This is a genomic window from Arthrobacter sp. UYCu723 (assembly GCF_054059215.1).
In genome coordinates, this window is sequence record NZ_JBSSBW010000004.1 from 267077 (window position 1) to 290287 (window position 23211).

Sequence of the window (23211 nt, forward strand, 5' to 3'; positions counted from 1 at the left end):
GATTGCCCGTCGGCACGAGTCACTCTCATTCTCAATTTCTGCATTATCGGGGATTGCCGCGGGCCTATTCATCACTGACGCTTTCCCGAGGGTGCACTGTTGTTGCGGCAGATTCGATTGGACCGGTGCTGGCTGACAATGAGCAGATTGCGTTCCGATCGCGCAAGGAAGGCTTGGGCAAGGGGCAATGGAGATAGCGTCGCATTGGTCTGAAAGGCAGCAGCCTCGGACTCCAATTCTTGGAGCTGGCCGTCCGTACGTGCACAGTTCAGGCAGCCCTCCACGCATTCGAGGAGACTGGGCTGGCCGTCTTTACCTGCGAGCTTGATCTTGTGGCACAAGGCCCGCCGTTCGTCGTAAACACAGAGTGCCACGGCGGCTGGGTTGTCATAGATCAGCAGCGTCCCGTCCTTGCGCAGGCGGCGCTCATCAGCGGGCGTCAGATGCCGCGGAAGCTTCTCGGTGGCCGCGAATGCTCGGTCGGCGGCGGGTCCGCTGAGGCCTTCCCCGCCATCGAGCAGGTTTCGAAGGTGATCCACGGTTCGGCGGCGATGGGACCAGTCTTCTTCGAGCAGGAGATCGTTCATCCCGGACTCCTTGGTCCCCGCGTAGCCTCCTCCGATGACGGTACCGAGATGCTGGTATTGGATGGCTGTGGTTGTTTCACCGTTGGGACGGTTGTGAATAAACCAGGCAAGGGTACGTCGAAATCTTCTCAAGGTGATCGCTCCGTCAGGGTCTTCAGGAATCTGAAGGGCTTGAGCGTTGACGCATTGGGGGACGAGGCGTTCGTTGATGAAGCAGACGAAGTCTCTTATCCAGGTTGCCACTGTCGATGGCGCAGTCTGCCGACCGGTATCGGAGAAGAGCAGGCCATCATCGTTGCCGAAGAGTTGGCGTATCTGTTCGGCAACGTGGATGGCTTTCGTTGCTATTGGAATTGTTGCCCAGACTGCCTCTTGCCCGTTTCCCAGAGTCCCGGATTCAGTGGCCCGGCTGCCCTTCCACACGCGTCCATGTATGAGGTGCAGCCGTGATCCGCCAGGGCGTTCAACGGGTGCCGGTGCTGCGCCGTGTTTCCACCCGCAGATCTCTTCCGGTCGGGCGCCGGTCAGGTAGCCGGCGACGATAATGGCAGCAGTGCGCAAGTGTCCCAGCAACGGACCCGGCAATGTGTTGCGGCCGATTAAGCGGGGCTTGATGTCGTACACACCGATGGATGGCGTCCATGGCCGGCCGTGGAACAGGCCATCTACTTTGAAGTCCGGGGCAGTGAGGGCGGCGTTGTCCGATACAGGTGGACGGACAAGCATTCTTGCCAAGGACCTGCTCATATAGAGTGTGTCGATCCGATGGCGGTAGGAAAGAACGCTCCAGCCAACTTCCCCTGCTCGTTTGGTGCCCGACCAAGCTGGGGCTGCAGGCAGCGGCTTCTCGGTGCGAACATACTCCTGCAAGATGGTGCGGGCCGCATGGTACTGATCCTCGCCTGTCGGCAAGTTGCCTGTCCGGCCGTGGTAGTTCGCGTGTGCAGAGAATATGTCGTCAGAGAATGTGGTTACGAAGGCTATCGACCATTCCAAGAGCGGCCCCATGGTGGCTTGGGATATGCGCTTGGTGGCATTTTCGTGAACCGCTGACCGGGGCTTCCAAGCCTCGCGATGCCATGTGGGCTCGGGCCATTGCAGATCCTCGGGCAGCCAAGGATTGAGGTGCCAGACACGTATCAAGCATTCGAGTCTTTTGCGTTTTGAATCCACCGATGAGCTGGAATCATCGACCCTGCGTCGGCAATCGTTGAAGTGCTCCGAATCCAGATCCCGGGGAGTGAGGACTGGCGTGTCTGGATGCCTGTCGGACCATTCGCCAAGCAACCAATCCACATGGTCCTTCAATTGGCCAAGGAGGTTCTCGATGGTCCCTGCCTGTGGCCACTTGACGTAGTTTCCGTGGGCCTCGGCTGTGAGGATCTCGGGATTTCCGTAGTTGATCAGGGCGTAGGCCAGGTGCTTCGCGGAGTCGCGGAACGGCGCCGGCCAGCTTTCGAATCTAAGCCGGGGCAATGACCGTGAGGGATCGTTGGCCAAGGCGTTCATGGGCCACACATCCGCACCGAACGGTGCGATGACGGCGTCTTGGTGGATGCGATTCTGGGAAATGCTTGATGTAGTGGGGGAAGGATAATCGAGCAGAGGTGTCTCAACGAGTTCGGTACCAACCAGACGGTTCGCCTGGCCGTGGGACTGATTCATCTTGGTCCTTCCTGCCGCAAGGCAGCAATGATTGAGGGGCGATGAGCTTCTACCTGATCCGCGACGGCCAGCCGTTCCGCGGCGGAATAGCGCTCAACTATCGCCCTGAGCATGTAATAGCGACGAGCAAACTTTCTCTCCCACGTATCGCCCAAGGCGTCCCTGAGTTCTTCCAGCACATTCAGTGCCGCCAGTTGTCGGGGCAGAAGGCGGCCGACTGTGGCTGCGTTGTCACAGTCGAGGCAATCGAGAAAGGAAAAGTAGCCCGTCGTGCAGGGCATTCCTGTCGTTGGTTTATGTTCCGGGTCTCGGCAATTGGCGATGAGCGCGTCCAGCGACTCGCCGGAGTCTTGCCCTTCGCGCATCCGATGGTGCACTTCAAGTCGTGCCCGGTCCATGGCTGCTTGTATGCCCTGGGTGGCTTCCAGTTGTTGTTCTGCAAGTGCGAGGGCATCTGTCCGGACGTAGTGAAGGTACGTGGCTGGATTGTGATTGGTGGGCTCCTTGGCAACGCCTCGATGGGGGACGCTCCGGCGTAATCGTTGAAAATCGATGCGTATTCCGTCCGGCACCCATGTCGAGCCGTTGCCGCTTCGGGATCCCACGCCCGTCAGATGTGTTGCTGACGGGACACCGAAGTGGGGCTTGTTCGCCGCGAAGGGCCAGCGAATGAGCAGCCGCTTGGTGGGCTGATGATTGTGCGCCAGCCACGCACGTGCCGGCTCAGTCGCTTCGGCGATCATCCGGATATCCGTGGCTGCCCCACCATTTTGGTCGGTGTTGTCCGCAATGATCTCAGGCCAGTACCGTTGCCCTGGTCCTCGGCGTGGTTTGTCCAGGTCAAGCTGCACGATATCGGCATCAATCTCAACGGGAGTTCCCGACATGACAATGGGAGAGAGGTTCAATCCGCGATGGCAGGCCATCAGGACCGCGGCGGCGAGCACCTCATCACCGTCCAGGAAAAGGTGTCGACGGGCTACGTCCAGTTGACGATAGTTATGAGGTCCCAAGGCCGCCAGGGACTTGAACCCGGCCTTGCTTTGGGGCTTCCCAAGGGTCATCACCTCATACAATGCCTGTCCTTTCGCAGCGCCCATGGCATTCCCCGCGCCATGTTCCAGCGCTTCCAAATGCGCTGCATGAATCCGGGCATGCGCCGCTTCCACCGCGTTCCGGGCCGCGTTGCGGATCTTGACAAAGTCACGTTTTGAATACCGTTCAATCTGTGTTTCAGGCTTGGACCACCCCTGCCGCTTGTTGATCTCCCTGCGAGTCGCATCGGACGTACTCCTTGCAAAGCGCAAGAGCGTGCGCGTCCTGCAGAAGTAATCGTCCACAGTTGTCCGGGCTTTTAGTCGGAGCAGTTCGGCATGGTAGCCGCGCAAATGAAATGGAGTAATCTCAGCGATGAATTTCACACGGGAAGCGGATCCATCGGCACTGAGATCCTCCAAGTACCTAAGGAAGCACGACACTGCTCTCTTGATTCCCAGGACATTGGACGTTCGCCGCCCGCCTTTTTCACTGGCGCTCCAGGCGAGAACGGCTTCAGCGAATTCCCGGCGCAGTGTCTCCGCGCCCAGCATTTTCGAGAGGTCCAAATTATAGGACGGGGCGTCTTCAAGGTGCAGGGTGACGACCAGGCCTGCGCCTGCGTCGTCGTATGGGCCGTAAGCCTGCAGATCCGGCGGAGGCTGCGCGGCTCGTTGTCCGCTCACGAGGCGTGAAAACCGATCAGCGGATTATTGGCCGACACGTGGTCCCACATCTGTTCAACGCTTGCGCCCCGAAGCAAGCTTGATCGTCGCAACCCCTTAACGGGCTCCAGATACACACGTTTGGTTGTCTCGACAGATGAGTGGCCGAGCAGGTCCCGCACCTCGTCGAAGGCGTGGGCATAGTTCAGAATTCTGAATGGCGATGCGTCGTCATATCCGAGATGTTCATCAATGGCCCGTATACCGGCCAAGAGCACAAAGAGGGCAAACGTGAACCTCAACGAATGCGGTGTCAGCTTTACGGTTGGCGAATCAGCCCCCAGCAGCGTGCGGGCCGCTGTCACGCGGTCGTTTGCCGTATCAAACACTTTGTCCCACGAGGCCGTTTCCAGGGGACTTCCGTCCTCCTTCAGCCACAGCCAGGCCGGCTCAAGGCGCTGGTCCTTGATCAGATACAGGCTCGCCCGGACCCTCGCCGTCATCGTTTCCACGGAGAATACACGGCCATCCGTCAATCGAACGCGGTGACCAGAACGGCTTTGGAGTACCTCAACGACGTCGAGCCGGCCCTTCAAATCTTCGTAACGACCTGCGGTCTGTGCACGCCGGATTGCATCGCACCGTTCCCCGACCTTGTATTGGTGAAGGCTGGCAAGGCCCAGATCATGCATCACCCTGTAATGCCGTCGCACGCGACCCTTGCCGACGATCGGGACTTCTTCTTGAATAGTGGTCCCGGGCTCAAATACCAACAGTGTCCCTGCTTCACCCAGCCTGAGGCCGGTTGTCACAAGGTAGTCAGCAAAGGCAAGGTTGCGTGCGGTGTTGCGGGATCTTGCAGCCACATTCGGAAGGCCGGCCGAGACCCGCCCCGAGCCGTCTCGGTGGGCGTCGTAGCCCCGTAGACCAACGTCCCTCCACATCGCATACTCACCGGGAGTGATCCACCGGTCCCGGGAAGCCCGCGCGTTTTTCTCGCGGTACCCTCCCACAGTGCCAGGATCCAGGAGGCGATCAGCATTTCCTGCCGGGTTGTGCTCTATCCAGCCTTCTTTCGTCGCCCACTCGTAAAAGTGCCGCAGTGCAGCCCACCCCTTATTCCATGTTGCCGGGCTGACAGGTTTCGGGTTACGGCCGTCGTAGACCCGCCAAATTTGGAAGGCACGAACGTGCGAATGCTTAGCTTCAAACCACTCGACATCTTGGGTGGCAAGAAAGGTGAACCAGGTCCTCAACTCCTTGGCATAGGTCTGCGCTGTTGATGTGCGGTCGGATGGGTAGGCGTCCTTGAAGTAGTCGCCCAGCCTGTAGTCCACAAGTCCGGGCGAGATCAGGATGGGCTGGCCGGGAACGATTCCCACCTCGGCCTCACGGTCGGCGACGTTGTGCCACTCCTCCGCCAAAGGATGAAATCCACGAGGAACCTGGGAGTGCCCGCCCGAAACCGCAAGCAACCATGAGAGCTTCCCGCTATCCGCCGCGTCCATAAGGCACAGCCTAGACACCAAAAGATGGGATCAATCGGCGGCTCGCACGGACAGCCATGGCCTGTCGGCAGATCACCACCGTCAGGAACCTTAATGCACACGAATCCGGAAATTCGCGCAAGTTCAGCAGCTCCAGACTATTTGAGGCAACGGGTGTTGCAATGATCGCTCGAAATCGCCACATCAACCGTGGGAATGGTGTCCCGTATAGGGCCCCATCACCGGACAACTCACCGGATAGGTCTTCCGGAGCGGTGTTTTGGCCTGTGACTGTTCGTTCAGAATGGCGGTTAAATCGCAGCTCAAAATGGCGGTTCTGCGGCCGCCGTTCGAGGAACCGCCCCGGGTGGGCCGGTCAGGGGACGGCGCCTGCCAACAGGCCCTGTCCAGGGCCTGTTGGCAGGCGCGGGCAAGGTGGTCCCGGTGACCTGTGCTGCGGTACAGGTCGCGGGCCCATTCAAACTCTGCCGCCGCGTCACGCATCTGGAGAGACGTCTGGTGCAGTTTAGAGCCCTGGCTTTAAGGATCGAAGTGTGTCTGTGGCACCGTGTTCATGGAGGCTGGCCAGGGCGTCAGAGTAGGCCATCACAAACCTTTCATCATCGATCAGGTCGCCGAAGACTTCACGGTTCGCGATAAAGGAAAGCGGGTCCTGGTGCTGCCGTGCGGCGGCAGCCATGAGGGAGTCTCTGAGCCGGTCTACGACCTCAATAGTGTTGCCCTGCTCGTCGGTACCTTCGTCGTACCGCGCCCAGCTGGCAACGATGGCTGCAGAGCGGTGAATCTCTCCGCCATTTGCCAGGTTTATACGGATTACCGGCAGGAGCCACTTTGGAATACGGTCCGAGCTCTCGGCGCACAAGCGGGCCAGGGTGTCGCGGACATACTCGTTTGAGAAACGCTCGATGAGAGTGTTCTTGTAGCTGTCGAGGTCGATGCCGGGCACCGCCTGCAGGGTCGGGGTTGCTTCCTTGTCCATGTAGTCGAGCAGGAACTTTGCGAACAGCGGGTCCTGGCAGACTTCATGCGCGTAGCGGTAGCCGGCGAGGTAGCCGAAATAGCACATGCCCTGGTGGCTCGCATTGAGAAGGCGAAGTTTCATGAGCTCATACGGTTCCACATCATGTACCAGCTGGACTCCGACGTCCTCGAAGGGCGGGCGGCCCATGCTGAAGTGGTCCTCCAGAACCCATTGTTCGAAAGGCTCGCATACCACCGGCCAGCCATCGTCCACGCCGAAGTGTTCGACGATGGCTCTGCGGTCCTCATCGGTGGTCACCGGGGTGATCCGGTCGACCATGCTGTTGGGGAACGGGACGTTCTCTTCGACCCATGTCCCCAACTCCGCATTCCTGAGCGCCGCATATGCGGTGAACATCTTGCGGGCGACGTCCCCGTTTCCCTGGATGTTGTCGCAGGACATCACGGTGAAAGGCTCCAGACCTCGCTCGCGACGCCGGGCGAGGGCCTCGGTGACCAGCCCGAAGGTTGTCCGCGGTACGGCTCCGGGCTGGAGATCGTGGATGACGTCCGGGTTCTCTGCATTGAAATCCCCGGTGACGTGGTGGAAGTTGTATCCGCCCTCCGTCACCGTGAGTGAGACAACCCGGACGGCCTCGGAGGCCATCTTTTCGATGACAGCCTCGGGGTCATCGGGGGCGAAAAGGTATTCGATGATCGAGCCGATCACGCGGCCTTCCCGTGTGCCGTCCGGGTTCTTCACCACTAGCGTATAGAGGCAGTCCTGGCTGTCCATTACCTGCTTCATGCGGGCGTCGCCGGGAAGGACACCGACGCCGCAAATCGCCCAGTCTAGTGCGCGGCCGGCGTTCATCAGACGGTCCAAATACATGGCCTGGTGTGCGCGGTGGAAGCCTCCGACGCCGAAATGGACGATTCCCGCCGTCAACGTGGAGCGGTCATAAGACGGTTTGCCCAAGGCAGCTGGAAGCTCGGGGAGAGTTGAGCTGGTGAGTGGGAGCATGTGTTTAACCTTTCAGAGTTTTTGGGAGATCGATTCGGCGCTGGACAGCCGCGGTCCTGTTCGCATAGGCAGCCAGCGTGTTGAGGGCGTCCGCGTTGAAGCCGCGCATACCGTGTTCGGCTGAATGCCCTGCTGAGGGGCTTCTCGCCTGGACGCATCCGCTGCCTCCTTGCCTGTACTGCGGTTAGAACCAGGGGATGATTCGGTCTGCTGCGTGGCGGGTTGCGTCGATCAGCCGGGCGTTGGCTTCGTCGGATCCAGCCACCCATGATTCTGCTGAGGGACGGCTCTTACCGAAGACGACGTGCCGGTCCACCAGCCGGGACAGGCGCAGTTCCCTGGGAGTTTCCAGGAACCACACCTCGTCCAGCTGCGCCCGGACCTCCTGCCACCGGGGCAGCTCCGCGAGGAGGTAGTTACCCTCGGTGATGACGAGCGGCACGGCTGCAGGAACCTCAATTGACGCTGACACAGGTTCGTCGATGGAGCGGCGGAAATCGGGAGCATAGACCACGTCCTCATCCCGTCGCGCAAGCCGTTGCAACAGCGAGAGGTAACCGCCGACATCGAATGTTTCTATGGCGCCTTTGCGCTGCTTGAGTGGTGTGCCGTCAATGATCGCGTTGCCCAGATGGAATCCGTCCATCGGCACCACCACGGCGGAACCGGCTCCGAGATGATCCCGGAGGCACGCGGAGAATGTCGACTTGCCCGATCCGGGGGCTCCCACGATTCCGAGCAGCATTCTGTTCCCGTCGCCGAGGCGAAGTCGAAGATCCGCCACGGCCCGGTCCACTTCCTGTGACTGAGTCCGCAGCAGACTGATGTCAGGGAAGTCCATCAGCGGCCCGGGTAGACGACGGCTTTGAGCTGCCCGGGCTGTTTTCCGGCTTTGAGCGCGTCTTCGGACTCGGCGAGGGTGAACTTGCCGGTGACGAGGATGTCCAGGTCCACCTTTCCGTCGGCGATCAGTTGGATCGCCAGCGGCCAGGTGTTGGTGTAGCGGAAGACGCCGGAGAGCCAGATTTCCCGGTTCTGGATGAAAGAGACGGGGAGTTCGACGTCGTCCGCCCCCAAACCGACGAGGATGACCCTCCCAGCCGGGCCGACGGCTTTGATTCCTGAACGGACAGCCTGGGGTGCGCCGGAAGCGTCAATGAACGCATCGACGTCGAGCCCTTCCACACTGTCGGTCTTGGCGTTGAGCGCGTGGGTGGCGCCGTGTTCCAGTGCGAAGGCGAGCCGGTCCTCGGCAATGTCCGTGATGTGGATTTCGGTGGCGCCGAACGCCCGGGCGGCCTGGGCAGCGATGATGCCGATCGGTCCGGCACCGGCGATCAGGACCCGGCTGCCGGGCTTGATCTCTGCACGCTCGCAGGCCCACAGTCCAACGGACAGCGGTTCGATCAGCGCCGCTGCCTCGTCGCTGACGCTGTCCGGAATGTCGTAGGCGAAGTCGCCCTGGATGCTGACGTATTCGGCGAACGCGCCGTCGATCGGAGGGGTGGCGTAGAACTCGATGACGGGGCACAGGTTGTAGCGGCCGGCCTTGCACTGCCTGCATTTGCGGCACGGGCGCTGGGGTTCGACGGCGACGCGCTTGCCGATGCGGGCAGGGTCAACGGCGCTTCCGACGGCGGCGATCCGGCCGGAGAGTTCATGGCCAAGAATCAGCGGGTGGTCCACCACGTAGTCGCCGATCCGGCCGTGTTCGTAGTAGTGGACGTCGCTGCCGCAGACGCCTACGGCGGCGACCTGCACCAGGACCTGGTCGGCCTCCAGTTGCGGGACGGCCAAGGTTTCCATGGCCATGTCGCCCTGGCGCTTCAGCACGGAGGCGCGCATGGTGGCCGGCAGCTCCGGCTGCCCGAGCGTGCGGGACTGTGCGGTTGATGTTGTCATCGAAGTAATCCTCTAAGAATCGAAGGGGAAATGACCGGTTACTTGACGGCGCCGAGTGAGAGGCCCTGGACGAGCTTGTCCTGGGCCGCAAATCCCGCAGCAAGCACCGGGAGGGAGATGATGACGGCGGCGGCGCAGACCTTGGCCAGGAACAGGCCCTGGCTGGAGACGAACCCGGTCAGGAAGACCGGGGCCGTTCCGGCCATGACGCCGGTGAGGACCCGGGCCAGGAGCAGTTCGTTCCAGCTGAAGATGAAGCAGATCAGGGCGGTGGCGGCGATGCCGGGCATTGCGACGGGGGCGACTACTGCGCGGAGTGTCAGGAGGAGGCCGGCTCCGTCGATTTGGGAGGCTTCAAGCATTTCCACCGGCACTTCGGCGAGGAAGGACCGCATCATCCACACCGCGATGGGCAGGTTCATTGAGGTGTACATCAGGATCAGGAACCAGATGTTGTCCAGCGCGCCCACCGTCTTGGCGAAGAGGAACAGCGGGAGGATCGCAGCGACTACGGGCATCATCTTCGTCGAGAGGAAGAAGAACATCACGTCGGTCCACTTCTTCACCGGCCGGATCGACAGCGCGTAGGCGGCCGGGATGGCCAGGAGCAGCACCAGGACCGTGGACAGGACTGAGGCGGTGGCGGAGTTGATCAGCGGCGGCCAGGGGCTCACCCCGGAGCTGGCGCCGAAGAACTCCTGGTAGGCGTCCAGGGTCAGGTTCGCGGCGATGGAGGGCGGGTTGGTGGCGGCGTCGGTTTCGGAGTGGAAGGAGGTCAGGATCATCCACAGGACCGGTGTTGCGAAGAGCACGGCCAGCAGCCAGGCTGCGATGCCGGCGGCAGTGTTGTTCCGGGTGGGGTCCATCCGGGACTTGCCGCGGCCGGACCTGCCAAACCCGCGCCGGCCGGATCCGGTGTTCAGGGCGGTGGGGCCTGGGGGTGTATTGCGGGGTGCGGCAGGAGTGAGGGTGCTCATCGTGCTGCCTCCTTCTTGAAGAGCGAGAAAACGGTGCGGAGCGCGAAGGTGGCCACGATGATCGTTCCGATGACCACTATGACGCCGGTGGCCGATGCCAGGCCGTATTCGTTGGCGAAGTAGAAGGTCTGGTAGATGGCGTAGGGCAGGTTGGCCGTGCCCAGGCCGCCGGAGGTGAGGGTGAAGACGGCGTCGAAGTTCTGCACGATGTAGATCGCTCCGAGCAGCCCGCCGAGTTCCAGGTATTGGCGCAGGTGCGGCAGGGTCAGGTGCCGGAAGATAGCCCACGGGCTGGCTCCGTCCATCTGGGCAGCTTCCACGGTGTCCATCGGCCGGGACTGCAGGCCGGCGAGGAGGATGAGCATCATGAATGGGGTCCACTGCCAGACCAGGGAGACGATCACGGCCATCAGCGGTGCCTGCGACAGGAGGTCCGGCTGCGGCGCGGTGTCGCTGCCGAACAGGGACCAGAGCCAGGTCAGGGTGCCGTTGATCAGGCCGTACGTCGGGTTCAGCAGGGCGTGCTTCCAGATCAGCGCAGCGGCCACGGGCACCACCAGGAACGGGGCGATCAGCAGGGTCCGGGCCAGCCCGCGGCCGATGAACTTCTTATCCAGCAGCAGTGCCAGGCCCAGTCCGATGAGCAGGCTGGCCAGGACCACCGAAACCGTCAAAACGATGGTGGTGAAGATCGCCTGGCGCAGGTCTGCGTTGGTCAAGACCTCGATGTAGTTGCTGAACCCGGCGAAGCCGGTCTCATCCGGGCGGAGGCTGTTCCAGTTCAGGAACGAGATCATCAGGGTCACCACGAACGGAAGCTGGGTGACGATGATGAGGAAGATCAGGGCCGGCAGCAGCGGTGCACGCCGTGCCCAGGCCAGGGCGCGTTCACGCGCCCTGGCCTCTTTGGAAGGTTTGGGGGCGCCATGTCCCGGACTGGCGACGCGCGCTGTTGCGGTAGTCATGATGTTCTCCTGCGGTTCTGTGGCCCGCCCTCAGGCGGGCCACAGAACCAGTGGTGGATTGGTGGCTATTTCTTGTACTTGTCGCCGATTTTCTGGGCCGCTTCCTGGCCCTTGGCCAGTGCGTCCTCCACAGAGCCCTGCCCGGCGATGGCCGAGCTCACGCCCTGCGAGACAGTGGTGCCCAGGTCCGCGAACTCTGGAATACCCACGAACTGAACACCGATCGCAGGCCGTTCCTGCACTCCCGGGTTCTTCGGGTCCGCGTTCTCGATCGCGGACCGTTCTGCCTTGAAGAACGGCGCAGACTTCTGGAACTCGGCGTTCTCGTAGGTGGAAATGCGCTTCCCGGACGGAACCTTCGCCCAGCCGAACTTGGAAGCCACCAGTTCCTCGTATTTCTGCGAACTGGCCCAGGCAATGAACTTGCCCGCCGCATCCTGCTTCTTCGAGGCCGCCTGCACACCCCAGGACCAGGTCCACAGCCAACCCGAGGAGTCCGTCTCCTTCACCGGCGCCTGGGCGTAACCGATCTTGCCCTTTACCGGGGACGCGTCCGCTTCCAACGAGCCGGCTGCCGACGTCGCGTCGTACCACATGGCCACCTTGCTCTGGCTCATGTTGTTCAGGCACTCGGTGAACCCGGCCTGGGCAGCACCGGCTTCACCGTGCTTGCGGACCAGGTCCACGTAGAACTTGGTGGCTTCAACGAATTCCGGGGAGTTGACCTGGGCGTTCCAGTCCTTGTCGAACCAGGTCCCGCCGAAGGTGTTCACCACGGTGGTCAGCGGCGCGAAGAGCTGGCCCCAGCCCGGCTGGCCGCGCAGGCAGATGCCCTTCATCCCAGGCTCCGCACCATCGGCCTGGGCTGCAATATCGGCCACCTGGTCCCAGGTCGGCTTCTCCGGCATGGTCACGCCCTTGGCCTCCAGGATGTCCTTGCGGTACATCAGGAAGGAAGACTCACCATAGAACGGCTCGCCGTAGAGCTTGCCGTCCTTGCCCGTCAACGAGGCCGTGTAAGCGGGAAGGATGTCATCCTGGTTGAACTCCGGGTCCTTGGCAACCGTGTCGTCAAGCGGAGCGAGCCAGCCGTTCGCCGAGTAGAACGGAATCTCGTAGTTGGACAACGACGCAACATCGTACTGGCCCGCCTGGCTGGAAAACTCCTGGCTGATCTTCGCCCGGACATCATTCTCCGGCAGCACGGTGTAGTTCACCTTGATGCCGGTGTCCTTCGTGAAGTTATCCGCAGTGAGCCTCTGTAGATCCTCCATCTGAGGGTTGTTCACCATCAGGACATTGATGCTGTCCTGACCACCGGCAGTGCTTCCACCACCGGCACCGGAGCATGCGGACAGGGCCAGGGCAAAAGTAATCGTGCCAGCCGCGACTGCGGCTAAACGGGACTTGGGTCGCATTAGGACTCCTTTGTTCTTATCAGGTTAGGGATACCGCTGTGCGTCTGCGGCTTCAGGCGTTTCGGCGCAGGCATTGGTGCCGACCCGAGCGACTTCAACTGGGCAAAGAAGACCCCGAAGTTCATACCGGGCTCGTCCATCGCACACACGCACTCACCACCCGCTAACGCTTTCTTAATCGTCTGCAGGCTTCTGTATGGACTCTTGGACCCAGATGTGTTGGGGGCATCCCTGCCCGAGTTGAAAAGACAGCTTGCACATCTGAGCAATCGGTGTCGCTCATGTGTTAAGTGACTCTAGTCATATATACTCATTTGAGCAAGAGCTGAGCTCAAAAGTTAACGGTGGAAAAGAGAATGATGTGACCGCACAATCTCATGAGGAGCTTCTGGCGCGCATCGGCACGGAGTACTACCTGGAAAACCGGCCCAAGGTTGAAATTGCTGCGCGCTACGACATCACGCGGTTCCAAGTCGCACGGCTGCTGACTGAGGCCCGCGAGAGCGGGATCGTTGAAATCAAGGTTCACTTTCCGTCGCGCCTCTCCAGCGCGGAAGTGGGAGGGATCGAGGCCTCCCTGAACATTGGCCGCATCATCGTCGTAGACACAGCACATGAAGAAATCCAGGCCCGCGCGCTCTTGGGAAAGGCAGCGGCGGAAGAAATTTCCCGCCAGGCACCGTCCGGAGGAACCCTGGGTATCTCCTGGTCCCGCACCTTGGACGTTGCCTCCCGGCTTGTCCGAGAGCTTCCCCACTGTGACATAGTCCAGCTGGCAGGAGCTCTGCCGGCCGCAGCGGACAGCAATCCGCTGGAACTCATCCAGCGCCTGGGACATTTGAGCGGCGGGCTGACCTGGCCGCTGTGGTCGCCTCTGGTGGTTGAGGATCCGTCGACGGCATCGGGTCTGCTGCGTCAGCCGGAGATTGCCGGCGCACTGGCCAAGGCGGATTCCCTGGACCTAGCTGTGGTGGCAATCGGTGCCTGGAAGCCCGGTTGCTCCACTGTCTGGGAACGGGCTGATCCTGAGACGCGCAAGGACGGGGTGCTGGCCGGTGCTGTTGCGGAATGTTCAGGTCGGCTGCTGAACTCGGTTGGGACTCCGGTCGATTCCGGGCTGGACGAGCGGATCATAGCTGTCACCATCAAGCAGCTTCAGCGGACCCCGCGGGTGATTGCGATTGCCCAGGGGGAAGCGCGCGTAGAAGCCGTGCGCGCCGTGGCCAGGGCCGGTTTCGTCACTACCTTGATAGTTGATGAGCCTCTGGCCAAAGCCCTGAATGACCTGAACTATAAGGAGAAGTAGCCATGAGTATTGTCATCGGAGTGGATTCCTCCACGCAGTCCTGCAAAGTTCTCACTGTGGACGCGCAAAGCGGAGAGGTCATTTCTTCGGCAACGGCAGCCCACCCCGACCGTACATCGGTGAACCCGGAGGTCTGGACATCAGCACTGCGCGACGCGTGGCAGGCAGCCGGCGCAGACCGCCTGGGAGGTTCTGTCTCCGCCGTAAGTATCGCCGCACAGCAGCATGGAATGGTCGCACTCGACAGCTCCCGAACACCCGTGTACGACGCCCTGCTGTGGAACGACACCCGCAGTGCAGCGGACGCAGCGCGCCTCCGGGATGAACTCGGCCCCGAGGGATGGGTCGAAGCCGTCAACCTTGTCCCGGTTGCTTCATTCACCATCACCAAACTGGCATGGCTGGCCCGCAACGAACCGGAAGCGGCGAACTGTGTCGCTCAAGTTGTGCTTCCTCATGACTGGCTGAACGGTGCTCTTGCCGGTGAATTCACTACCGACCGAAGCGATGCCTCGGGCACCGGCTACTTTTCCGCCGTAACCAACAGCTACCGCACCGACTTGCTGGAACGCTTCTTCGGACGCGCTCCTCAGCTTCCTCGCGTCGTACCCTCGGACGAGCCTGCCGGAAACGTGAAAAACGGGTGGGGCATTGACGGCGCCGCGCTCGGGGCCGGGGCCGGGGACAACGCCGCAGCAGCACTGGGGCTGGGCGTTCAGGCCGGTGAAATCGTAGTATCGATCGGCACATCCGGGACGGTTTTCACCACGATGCCTTCCGCTCTCCACGACACCAGCGGGGCAGTCGCCGGTTTCGCGGACGCCACCGGCAATCATTTGCCCTTGCTGGCTATGCTCAATTCCGCCAGGGTCATGGCAGCCACCGCCTCGATGCTTGGCGTCGATCTGCCGACACTGGATTCTCTAGCGCTGGCCGCCGACCCGGAAGCAGGAGCGCTTACATTCCTTCCGTATCTCGACGGGGAGCGGAGCCCCAACCTTCCGCATGCGACCGGGTCCCTGACCGGACTGAGCAGAAGCAACATGACCCCGGAGAACCTCGCCCGCGCCTCAGTGCTGGGAGTACTCAATTCACTGGCCGACGCCATCGACATTCTAAAAAAGTCCGGCGTAACACCGGACAGGGTACTGCTGATCGGAGGAGGTTCGAAGTCCACAGCCCTGCGCCGGGCTGCAGCCAGTATTTTTGGCGTGCCCGTCGAAGTCCCCGCAACGAAAGAATACGCGGCGCTAGGGGCTGCGAAGCAAGCGGCATGGGCAGCCTCCGGGAGCCTTCCCGACTGGAAGCGAAGCGTTGAAGCTGCCTACGAACCCGAAGGCGACTGGGGCGCCGAGGTGCGGGGACGCTACATCGACGCCCGCAAAAACGTCTATGGAGTCTGAAGCGAGTCGCAGGCCATGGTCGTGGGTAACGTGCCGTCCAGTAATATTCGACACTGACCTGCACTAACACAACTGGAAGGCAGATAATTCGCCCCGGATCGACTCGGCGCTGCGGACCTTCGAGCTGCGTCAGTGGCGGGTGTGTCCGGGGATGCCCCGGTCGCTCTCGCTCAGGCCCCACACCCGACAGGACCGCGAGCGGTCATCGTTCGCACAAACGAAGGATTTCAAGAACGGGCCCTATCGAGAATGGCGGTGCGCGCGGCGAGCTGCTCGCCAAGGAGTGTGAATCACAGCGCTAAATGGCGTTGTTCGGTCAGCGGTAAGTGGCCGGAGCGCTCGTTCAGAGGCTATGTGGCGGCGTTCTGTGATCACTTAGTGTCGCACCCGCGCCCGCAAGGGGTTCCCCAAACGGACGCGCGGGGCGGGCGACTCATGCCGCCACCCTCAATCGGAACAGCTGAACGATTACTGGACCCTTTGGCGGCATCTCAACGACAAACCGGGCAGAACAGGCCATTTCTACAGAGAATCATCAAAGACATCACCAGCACCTACGTGGTGCGCGTGTCCGGGGACTCGATGGAAGGCGCCGGCATCAGTGACGGCGACGAACTGATCGTTAACCGGGCCCTGCAGCCACGGGACGGATGCGTGGTCGTCGCGGTCCTGGACGGGGAACTCACCGTCAAGCGGCTGCGGATCACGGCCACCGGTGTCGTGCTGCAGGCGGAGAACCCTGCGTATCCGGACATCCAGGTACCGGCCCTGTCAGACCTGGTCATCTGGGGCGTCGCCACCAGGTGCCTTCACCATGTCTAAGCCGGCCCTGATGCGGCGTATGCCGCAGATCGCGCACGTGGATGTGAACTGCTTCTACGCCTCCGCGGAGCGGGCGTTCGACCCGTCCCTGGAAGGCCGGCCCGTCATCGTTTTGTCCAACAATGATGGCTGCGCCGTTACGCGCTCCCCCGAGGCGAAAGCCCTTGGCATCGCCATGGGTGAGCCGTGGTTCAAACTCGCCCCACGGGCCAAGGAATGGGGCCTCGTGGCGCTGTCCAGCAACTACGAGCTCTACGGGGACATCAGCGCCCGGGTCATGGAGCTACTGGGCCGGTACTCGGCCTGGCTGGAGGTCTACAGCATCGACGAGGCCTTCCTCGGCGTCAAAGGCACCCCGGACGAACTCCTCACCCTCGGCCGGGCCATGAAGACCACTGTGCGGCGGAACGTCGGTGTCCCCGTCTGCGTCGGGATCGCCACCACGAAGACGTTGGCGAAGCTGGCCAACAAATGGGCGAAGAACAACCCCGGCTTCGGCGGGGTCTGCCACTGGGACTCCATCCCCTTGCCTGAACGCGAAGGGCTCCTGGGCCGGCTCTCGGTCATCGAGATCTGGGGCGTCGCCACGCGCCTGACCAAACGGCTGAACGTGATGGGCATCTTTTCGATCCTTGACCTGTCCCGGGCGGATCCGGTCAGGATCCGGGACCGGTTCTCCGTGGTCATGATGCGCACCGTCCTGGAACTCCAGGGCACCCCCTGCATCCCGATGGAGGAGGAACGGATCGGGAGGGACCAGCTGATCTTCTCCCGCTCCTTCGCCACACCCATCACCACCGCCGCCGGGATCCGGCAGGTCATGAGTGTGTACGGGCAGCAGGCCTCCGCCCGGCTGGCCAAACACGACCTGCAGGCCAAAGTCCTGACCGCGTTCGCCGGCACCTCACACTTCAACGTGCACGACACCTCCTACCCCTCCGTCTGCGTACCGCTGCCGATGCCCACCGCGGACCCGGTGATCCTGACCAAAGCCGCCCATGCACTCCTGCCCCTCATCAACGAAGGCATCCGGTACGCCCGGGCCGGGATCATGGTCACCGACCTGCGGCCCACCGGCAACCAGGCGCCGCTGGCCCTGTTTGAGAACCCGCACGAGGAACGCCGCGTCGGAACCCTCCTCGAAGACGTCACCAAAAAGTACGGCCGGGGTTCCATCGGCCTGGGGTACGGCGGGATCCGCGGCGGGCCGGACTGGACCATGAAACGGGACATGCTCTCCCCCCGCTACACCACCCACTGGGACGAACTCCCCCTCGTCAAAGCCGCCTAAACCCCGCCCCACCTGCATAACAGCACCACCGGAAGAACGAACTGATGACGATCACCCCTGAAGCCCCCCGCCCGATCTCACGACCTGCAGGTCCGCACCGATCCCGCCGGCACACCGCTGGCCATCCGTCACGACGGACAGCTCTGGATCGTTGATCCCGCCACCGACACCCAGCACTGGTACGGACGCGACGCCTGGTGGGACACCCGGTCCACCGCCGCCAAAGGCAGCGGGGACCTGGTCAGCGTCGAATACTGGCGCGTCCAGGCACAGATCCCCGGCTCCAAAGGCCCGCTGCGGACCTTCACCCTGCGCCGACAGCCCCTCGCCACGGCGTGGTTGCTCGAGTCCATCGACGAAGGCAACTGATGGCCCCGCCCATCATCGGCAGGCCCGTGCCGGACGAGGTCTGGGAGTCCGTCAGGGCCGAGTTCGCCCTGCCTTCCTTGGAGCAGGTCCGGCGCCGGCTCGCCGAACTCATGGAAGACCCGGAGCCGGTGATGTGGCAGCTCGTCCGGTAAACAGATCATCGGCGAGGGCACGTACTGCCCGGGCTTCCAGTTCCTCCCCGACGGACAGCTCCACCCCGCGGTCGTGTCCCTGTTCCGGCACGCGATGGAACTAAAGATCCCGCACAACTACTTCACCGTCTGGATGCTCACCCCGTCCAGGGACCTGGCAGGGACCCGGCCCGTTGATCACCTCAAGACCAACCCCGCTCCCCTGCTCCGGGCGCTGGAATCCTACCGCTGGCGCTAGCGGGCCCTTGACGGGATCAATGGGGTGCGTAGCGTTGGCCCATGGGACTCATCTACGACAACCCGCACCTCGCCGACCTCACGCTGACGCGGCTCGCGGCCGACGAATCCGAAGGCCCCGGAGCCTTGGAAGGGCGCATGCGTCACTACCTAGACGATCTCGGACAACGCAACGGCACCGCGTACCTCGAATTGGTGGCCATCACCCTCGCCCGGGTCAGCTTCAAATCCCTGGACGACCAGGCCCGGACCACCGGGGCCGACGCCGCCGAACTTCTCGACGCCGCGGCAGTCGAAGCCTTGGAGGGCTTCTACGCCTGTCACGGCATATGAACAGACGCCCAGAGGTCCTCCGACACATTGAAAAGCCGTGCGCCGATCTCATCAAGCTCTTCTATTCCATGCAAAGTGGACTCCCAGGCCGAGTTCTCCCCAACCGTCACGGGCCCCTTTTTTCGCCGGCGGTAGAAGACCGATTTACCTTCCATCATGATTTCTCCCACGCTCGCATGCAGGATCCTATTACGTTGCACTAGGGCTGCTCTCGCTTCCGTGAGCATTGCCAGGACTTCGGCTCTGTCCTTATCGCTGGTTGTCGTTGAGTCAGTGACCAATTTCCTTACAAGGTCGATCACCGCTGACGCACTCATGTTTGCAGTCACGGCGTAGCCGATTTCGTGGTCGTCGATGTTGATTAACCGGGCACACAGGTGCACAAGGTTCTGTTCCACGCTCGCGGCCCAGATAGCGATGCGGCCTACAGCGGCTTCTCCCTCGGAGGTCATGCCGACGTAAGCACGGTGCCCTTGTATTTCCGACACTGCTGGCTCTGTATTCATTGCTTTTAAGCCTATTCCTCGGTTGCGTCCTTAAGCCGTAGCGGATTCAGGTCAGAAAAATGACCCCAATCTGGCCGGTTTTGCACACGCGGCCCGCCTCGTGCCCACAAGTGGGCTGAAGCCGGTGACGGCCAACCAGGCGTGACTGGACTCGCATGACCGCCAGCAAACCAGCCTGGAACGGAATCCTCTACTAATAGACCCCGCCAAGCTCACGGAATAGCTGCTCGATGGCTTCCTTGGATGTTGCCCCGGCCAACTTCTTCTCCAGGCTGTCGTCGGTTTGACCGGAGAGCTGGATCGCCAGCAGTACGCCCCCAGCGTCCTTGATGACGATCGCAGCTCGGCGGAAATCCTCGTCGTGCTCCCGGACATACCGAGCCAACGCCGCCCATTTGGGTGCAGTGTCCGCCAAAGAGTGGTTGTGGGGGTCCACCATGTCGATGGCTACCCCGTCATCACCGTCATCGTGGAAGAACAGGAAGTCCGGGTAGAGGTTCTTGGATACCTCAGAATCCAGGTAGTGCACCGAAAGCGCCTGGCTGCCGCCCACAGGATTCCGGTACCAGGCCAGCAGCGTGTCAGAGGATTGCTCGGCTTCAATGACACTCTCCTCCCAACTCGTAAATGTGTCGGGGAACAGCTTGGTTTCGGGCAACGCGTAGAGGTGCCCCGCATACAACGGCAGCTCCTCGACAAGGCCGGCGTCCTTGTTCAAGATCTCCGTTTTCTGGGAGATCGTCTCGGGCATACCGAGGTTGCTGGTCAGTGCCGAACCGATGGGGGCGAAAATGGTTTCAAATTCATGGCGTTGCGTCGGCTTTAGGCGTGCCACCGAGCCGGCCGTGTTGCGTCGCCAGGATTCCACGCGTGCGCCGCACTGGACTTCCAGCGCTTCCCTGGCCTCGGCGGACCGTGCCAGGGCAACCGTCCGGACGACCACTTCATCCCACGCCAGTTCCCCGGCAATGACCAAGGAGGTGCTGTACCAGGCTGCGGCGGCGTCGGGCAGCCGTCGTTTGGCTTCTTCGAGAAGCTGGCGCAGATTCTTCTGGCTGGTAGCAGCTGTGCGTGAAATGGTCCCGGTATTGGCACCGCTGTACTGGTCGAAGGTGGCCATTTCAAAGCTCACTTCGAGCAGTGAATCAGCAACTTTGTCTATGGCCACCCTGTTCTGGCTGTACACCGAGGCAAGAGTCTCCACGACGACGTTGCGTGATTCCTGGGTGTAGGAAGACCCTCCGGGGTGCTCGAAGTCGGAATTGTCCAGCAGGGTGCCCAGTCGCACCAGGCGATTCACGTTCGAGTTGAACCGGCGTACCGGCTTCTGCTCCCGAGTCAGCCCACCGATGGCATCCCAGACGGCTGCTGGCACATCCGGGTTTCGCGTCATCCGCTTGGGATTCAACTGCACCGGAACCTCGATGTCTGCCGAATCCATGAAGGATTTCACGACCTGTGCCACTTCAACCTTGTTGAAGTGCGGAAGGTACAGATCCACTGCGTTCAGGTCGTCGAATTCGGGCTCTTCGATTTTCTTGGCCAAGGGGTTGCGGACCATCCGCCCGATGAGCTGGGCGATCTGCGTGTGCTCTTGCGCGGTGCGCAGGGACACCATGACCTCGGCCCGGGGGCAGTCCCAGCCTGTGGTCAGTGCCTGCATAAAGATCACGGCACGCAGGTTCCCTGACTGCGAGATCGAGGTCGGAGCAATGTACTGGACCACGCGAGGCATCTCCACCCCACTCAGCCAGGTGGTCGTCGTGATAGGGGCATGTACACCAAACGCGTGGGCCACAGAGTCGGCGTCGTCAAAGGCGTCCGAGGCATCTGTGAGTGTCTGGACGATCTCGCCGATCTTGGCGGGCGACGTAAGGTCCGGGACCTGAATGGCCAGGAGCGGCACCGGATAGGACGAAGCGCCGGTGGCACGGGCCCAGTCCTGCCATTGTCGGTCGGAACGGTCCAGGTCAGCTACCGCCTGACGAATCAGAGTGTCATCGCTGGGCTGGTCGTCCACAGCGTAGTTGACGTTGATGCGCTCCTTGATGAGCCCGGAGGCACGCACCTTTTGGACATCGGCTACGACCTGCACCAGCGAGCGACCGGAGGCACCACGCATGGCCTGTTCAAATTTCGCCGGCGTTGCCGAAAGCCCAATCACGATGGGCGCCGGCGGGTTCACGATCGTGCGGAAAGTGTCATTGCCACCTGGCACCTCGATGGTCGACCCGTCGAGAATTCGGCGCAGAATCGTCGGCCGGCTCCGGTCCGTGGCTCCCCGGTGGGCCTCATCGACCAAGACTATGAAGCCGCTTCCGCGTTGCTTGATGGTGTTCCCGATGGTTTCCCACAATGAATACCGGCGCCCGTCACCGGTCTGGATATGGCGCGTAGCGCCGGTCCCGAGCTTTTGGACGTTCAGGAAATAGACGAGTCCGGGGTCGAACTCAGCCTGGTCGAAGTCAGCTTCGACGGTCCGGAGCATGTTCATGTTGATCCGGTCCGAGGACGCCCGGATCTTCTTGCGGGACTGCTCGTTGAGTTCCCCGTCGTCGGTCAGCCACAGGACGGTGGTTTCCGGCCGGGGATCAGAGTCCTCCGTTCCGAAGAACAATCCCTCCAGGACGGCCGAGGCAATCACGGTCTTACCCGCGCCGGTCGGAGCACTGATACCGATCGCGGTCTTGCGCTCACTGTTGGAGCGGAGCCGTTGGGTGGCAATGCTGATTTCGTTGAGAGTTTCCTCAACAACGTCGGCCTGGTAGTCGGCAAGGGTGAATTTCACGAATCGCTCCGGTTGATCTGGAAGGCGTCAAGATAGGAGCCATAGATGGGCTCAACGGTGATCTCGTCGCTGAACGCCTCTCCCGCCAGGTCGCCTTGTTCGGTGGAGTCAGTAATGATGAAGACGTGCTTGACCCGGTTCGGTTTGGTAGCCAAGAGTGCAGCTAATTCGGCTGCTTTACCGGCATTGAACAGCACAGCCATCGAGGACTCTTCGTTCCACTCATAGGCTGAATCCTCGGTGCGTTGCACCACGGTGCCCACTGCGCCGGACTTCAGCCAGAACAATGGCGCGAGGCGTTCGTACTCCAGAGCTGCGTGGACACGGCTCTCCTCAAGATAGGCGAGCTCTAGGAACTCCACGTTGGCTGGCAGACCATCAGAGTAGGTAGAGCCGTCTTGGCGCACACCTGTAATGACTGTCTCGACGCGCGGCTTGGTGACGTGGTGGAACACGCCCTGGGCCTCGTACTCGGCGGAGCCTGGCTGATGTCCAGCCTTGCGCAGCGCAGCGTCGTCTTTGGCTGACAGTTCGTTGTTGGTGACCAGGATGCACTGCCGCGTACCTTGGTCCTCGGCGTTCAACCGGATAACTGCCTCAGTAGTCGTGCCACTTCCACCGAAAAAGTCCAGGATCACGGCATCTTTGGGTGCCGCAAGACGGATCCAACGCATGAGAACATTGAAATCCTTTGGGTTGGGAAATCGCTTCTCACCAAAAATATCGCGCAGATGACCGTTGGTGGCCTTCCTCTCATATGCGAAGACCGACATCGCGACTTGGCTGTCCATTTCATCCAGAAATCTAATACCGCGAGGAATCATAGATTCATCCGGACCGAAGAAGACCCGGCCCTTATCTATTTCCTCCTGCATACGAGAAGGATCCCGATAGATCCACCCACGTACTGGCATTTTTACTGGTTTTAGCGTCGTTGGATGCTTTACTTCGTAATCTCCCCCGCCGCCGCCTGGCCAAGTCAGATCCCCGTAAGTGTGTATTGGTCGACCAGTCAATGGCTCTAGGCGGTCGTATCGGTTAACCGCATCAGTCGAAGCGCCAGAACTTTTCTGCCCCTTGAGCCAAGCTTTCCACTCGATATTTGCAGATTCGGGTTCACCTTTGTTTCGGCCCCAGATCTCCGCAGCCTTTGTCAGAGCTTCGTCAACGCCGACTTTTTTCTCACGCCAACGCACGCCCGCCTCAGTCAACGAGAGCTCGCTTTTGGCATAAACAAGCATGTAGTCCGCGCCGTTGGAAATATAGCGCGAATCGTTCTTGCGGCCGCCCTGCCAAAC

The 23211-nt window shown here is 61.6% G+C and carries 19 protein-coding genes; 7 read left to right on the forward strand and 12 right to left on the reverse strand.

The window, feature by feature from the left end; all coding sequences use genetic code 11:
- Positions 1-71 precede the first annotated feature (71 nt).
- From ACVWZ8_RS25095 to ACVWZ8_RS25135, 9 genes are all read right to left on the reverse strand, one after another.
- Positions 72-2252, reverse strand: coding sequence for a hypothetical protein (locus ACVWZ8_RS25095; protein WP_456506488.1), 2181 nt, complete (start codon positions 2250-2252; stop codon positions 72-74).
- Positions 2249-3973 carry a hypothetical protein gene (locus tag ACVWZ8_RS25100; RefSeq protein WP_456506489.1) on the reverse strand — a complete coding sequence of 575 codons (1725 nt, stop codon included), beginning with the start codon at positions 3971-3973 and terminating at the stop codon, positions 2249-2251. The genes ACVWZ8_RS25095 and ACVWZ8_RS25100 overlap by 4 nt, the downstream gene beginning before the upstream one ends.
- The gene (locus tag ACVWZ8_RS25105; protein WP_456506490.1) at positions 3970-5460 is read right to left on the reverse strand and encodes a site-specific integrase; all 1491 of its coding nucleotides are present in this window, start codon (positions 5458-5460) and stop codon (positions 3970-3972) included. Before ACVWZ8_RS25105 ends, ACVWZ8_RS25100 begins: the two co-directional genes overlap by 4 nt.
- Positions 5461-5965: 505 nt before the next feature.
- Positions 5966-7444 carry a mannitol dehydrogenase family protein gene (locus tag ACVWZ8_RS25110; protein ID WP_456506491.1) on the reverse strand — a complete coding sequence of 493 codons (1479 nt, stop codon included), beginning with the start codon at positions 7442-7444 and terminating at the stop codon, positions 5966-5968.
- Between the two features lie 184 nt (positions 7445-7628).
- Entirely contained in the window at positions 7629-8285 is a 657-nt protein-coding gene (locus ACVWZ8_RS25115; protein WP_456506492.1) for a nucleoside/nucleotide kinase family protein, read from the reverse strand.
- Positions 8285-9346 (reverse strand): NAD(P)-dependent alcohol dehydrogenase, encoded by a 1062-nt coding sequence (locus ACVWZ8_RS25120; protein WP_456506493.1) that lies wholly within the window; start codon positions 9344-9346, stop codon positions 8285-8287. Before ACVWZ8_RS25120 ends, ACVWZ8_RS25115 begins: the two co-directional genes overlap by 1 nt.
- 38 nt (positions 9347-9384) lie before the next feature.
- Positions 9385-10323 (reverse strand): carbohydrate ABC transporter permease, encoded by a 939-nt coding sequence (locus ACVWZ8_RS25125; protein WP_456506494.1) that lies wholly within the window; start codon positions 10321-10323, stop codon positions 9385-9387.
- The gene (locus ACVWZ8_RS25130; protein ID WP_456506495.1) at positions 10320-11288 is read right to left on the reverse strand and encodes a carbohydrate ABC transporter permease; all 969 of its coding nucleotides are present in this window, start codon (positions 11286-11288) and stop codon (positions 10320-10322) included. The genes ACVWZ8_RS25125 and ACVWZ8_RS25130 overlap by 4 nt, the downstream gene beginning before the upstream one ends.
- Positions 11289-11353: 65 nt before the next feature.
- Positions 11354-12706 carry an ABC transporter substrate-binding protein gene (locus ACVWZ8_RS25135; protein ID WP_456506496.1) on the reverse strand — a complete coding sequence of 451 codons (1353 nt, stop codon included), beginning with the start codon at positions 12704-12706 and terminating at the stop codon, positions 11354-11356.
- 361 nt (positions 12707-13067) lie between these two features.
- Here ACVWZ8_RS25135 and ACVWZ8_RS25140 point away from each other — a divergent pair, with 361 nt between their 5' ends.
- The 7 genes from ACVWZ8_RS25140 (at position 13068) to ACVWZ8_RS25170 (ending at position 18619) form a co-directional block, all read left to right on the forward strand.
- Positions 13068-14012, forward strand: a complete 945-nt coding sequence (locus tag ACVWZ8_RS25140; RefSeq protein ID WP_456506497.1) for a sugar-binding transcriptional regulator — start codon at positions 13068-13070, stop codon at positions 14010-14012.
- A gap of 2 nt (positions 14013-14014) precedes the next feature.
- On the forward strand, positions 14015-15415 hold the full coding sequence (xylB, locus tag ACVWZ8_RS25145; RefSeq protein ID WP_456506498.1) for a xylulokinase: 1401 nt from the start codon (positions 14015-14017) through the stop codon (positions 15413-15415).
- Positions 15416-15895: 480 nt separating this feature from the next.
- Positions 15896-16237 (forward strand): LexA family protein, encoded by a 342-nt coding sequence (locus ACVWZ8_RS25150; RefSeq protein WP_456506499.1) that lies wholly within the window; start codon positions 15896-15898, stop codon positions 16235-16237.
- Entirely contained in the window at positions 16230-17528 is a 1299-nt protein-coding gene (locus tag ACVWZ8_RS25155; RefSeq protein ID WP_456506500.1) for a Y-family DNA polymerase, read from the forward strand. Before ACVWZ8_RS25150 ends, ACVWZ8_RS25155 begins: the two co-directional genes overlap by 8 nt.
- A 368-nt stretch (positions 17529-17896) precedes the next feature.
- Positions 17897-18049 (forward strand): hypothetical protein, encoded by a 153-nt coding sequence (locus tag ACVWZ8_RS25160; protein WP_354184335.1) that lies wholly within the window; start codon positions 17897-17899, stop codon positions 18047-18049.
- Between the two features lie 73 nt (positions 18050-18122).
- Positions 18123-18287: a hypothetical protein gene (locus ACVWZ8_RS25165; RefSeq protein WP_354184334.1), complete on the forward strand. Its 165-nt coding sequence runs from the start codon at positions 18123-18125 to the stop codon at positions 18285-18287.
- A gap of 41 nt (positions 18288-18328) precedes the next feature.
- Positions 18329-18619, forward strand: coding sequence for a hypothetical protein (locus ACVWZ8_RS25170; RefSeq protein WP_354184333.1), 291 nt, complete (start codon positions 18329-18331; stop codon positions 18617-18619).
- Here the strand turns inward: ACVWZ8_RS25170 and ACVWZ8_RS25175 are convergent.
- From ACVWZ8_RS25175 to ACVWZ8_RS25185, 3 genes are all read right to left on the reverse strand, one after another.
- Positions 18607-19125 carry a hypothetical protein gene (locus ACVWZ8_RS25175; protein WP_354184332.1) on the reverse strand — a complete coding sequence of 173 codons (519 nt, stop codon included), beginning with the start codon at positions 19123-19125 and terminating at the stop codon, positions 18607-18609. The two genes, ACVWZ8_RS25170 and ACVWZ8_RS25175, sit on opposite strands and share 13 nt — an antisense overlap.
- 193 nt (positions 19126-19318) lie before the next feature.
- The gene (locus ACVWZ8_RS25180) at positions 19319-21913 is read right to left on the reverse strand and encodes a DEAD/DEAH box helicase (RefSeq protein WP_456506501.1); all 2595 of its coding nucleotides are present in this window, start codon (positions 21911-21913) and stop codon (positions 19319-19321) included.
- On the reverse strand, positions 21910-23211 hold a 1302-nt coding region (locus ACVWZ8_RS25185; RefSeq protein ID WP_456506502.1), incomplete at its 5' end, for a DNA methyltransferase. The genes ACVWZ8_RS25180 and ACVWZ8_RS25185, both read right to left, overlap by 4 nt.

Coding starts and splice junctions, on each gene's coding strand:
- ACVWZ8_RS25095 (WP_456506488.1), bottom strand. CDS start 2,252: ATGAATCAGTCCCACGGCCAGGCGAACCGTCTGGTTGGTACCGAACTC.
- ACVWZ8_RS25105 (WP_456506490.1), bottom strand. CDS start 5,460: ATGGACGCGGCGGATAGCGGGAAGCTCTCATGGTTGCTTGCGGTTTCG.
- ACVWZ8_RS25110 (WP_456506491.1), bottom strand. CDS start 7,444: ATGCTCCCACTCACCAGCTCAACTCTCCCCGAGCTTCCAGCTGCCTTG.
- ACVWZ8_RS25115 (WP_456506492.1), bottom strand. CDS start 8,285: ATGGACTTCCCTGACATCAGTCTGCTGCGGACTCAGTCACAGGAAGTG.
- ACVWZ8_RS25120 (WP_456506493.1), bottom strand. CDS start 9,346: ATGACAACATCAACCGCACAGTCCCGCACGCTCGGGCAGCCGGAGCTG.
- ACVWZ8_RS25125 (WP_456506494.1), bottom strand. CDS start 10,323: ATGAGCACCCTCACTCCTGCCGCACCCCGCAATACACCCCCAGGCCCC.
- ACVWZ8_RS25130 (WP_456506495.1), bottom strand. CDS start 11,288: ATGACTACCGCAACAGCGCGCGTCGCCAGTCCGGGACATGGCGCCCCC.
- ACVWZ8_RS25135 (WP_456506496.1), bottom strand. CDS start 12,706: ATGCGACCCAAGTCCCGTTTAGCCGCAGTCGCGGCTGGCACGATTACT.
- xylB (WP_456506498.1), top strand. CDS start 14,015: ATGAGTATTGTCATCGGAGTGGATTCCTCCACGCAGTCCTGCAAAGTT.
- ACVWZ8_RS25155 (WP_456506500.1), top strand. CDS start 16,230: ATGTCTAAGCCGGCCCTGATGCGGCGTATGCCGCAGATCGCGCACGTG.
- ACVWZ8_RS25160 (WP_354184335.1), top strand. CDS start 17,897: ATGGCCCCGCCCATCATCGGCAGGCCCGTGCCGGACGAGGTCTGGGAG.
- ACVWZ8_RS25170 (WP_354184333.1), top strand. CDS start 18,329: ATGGGACTCATCTACGACAACCCGCACCTCGCCGACCTCACGCTGACG.
- ACVWZ8_RS25175 (WP_354184332.1), bottom strand. CDS start 19,125: ATGAATACAGAGCCAGCAGTGTCGGAAATACAAGGGCACCGTGCTTAC.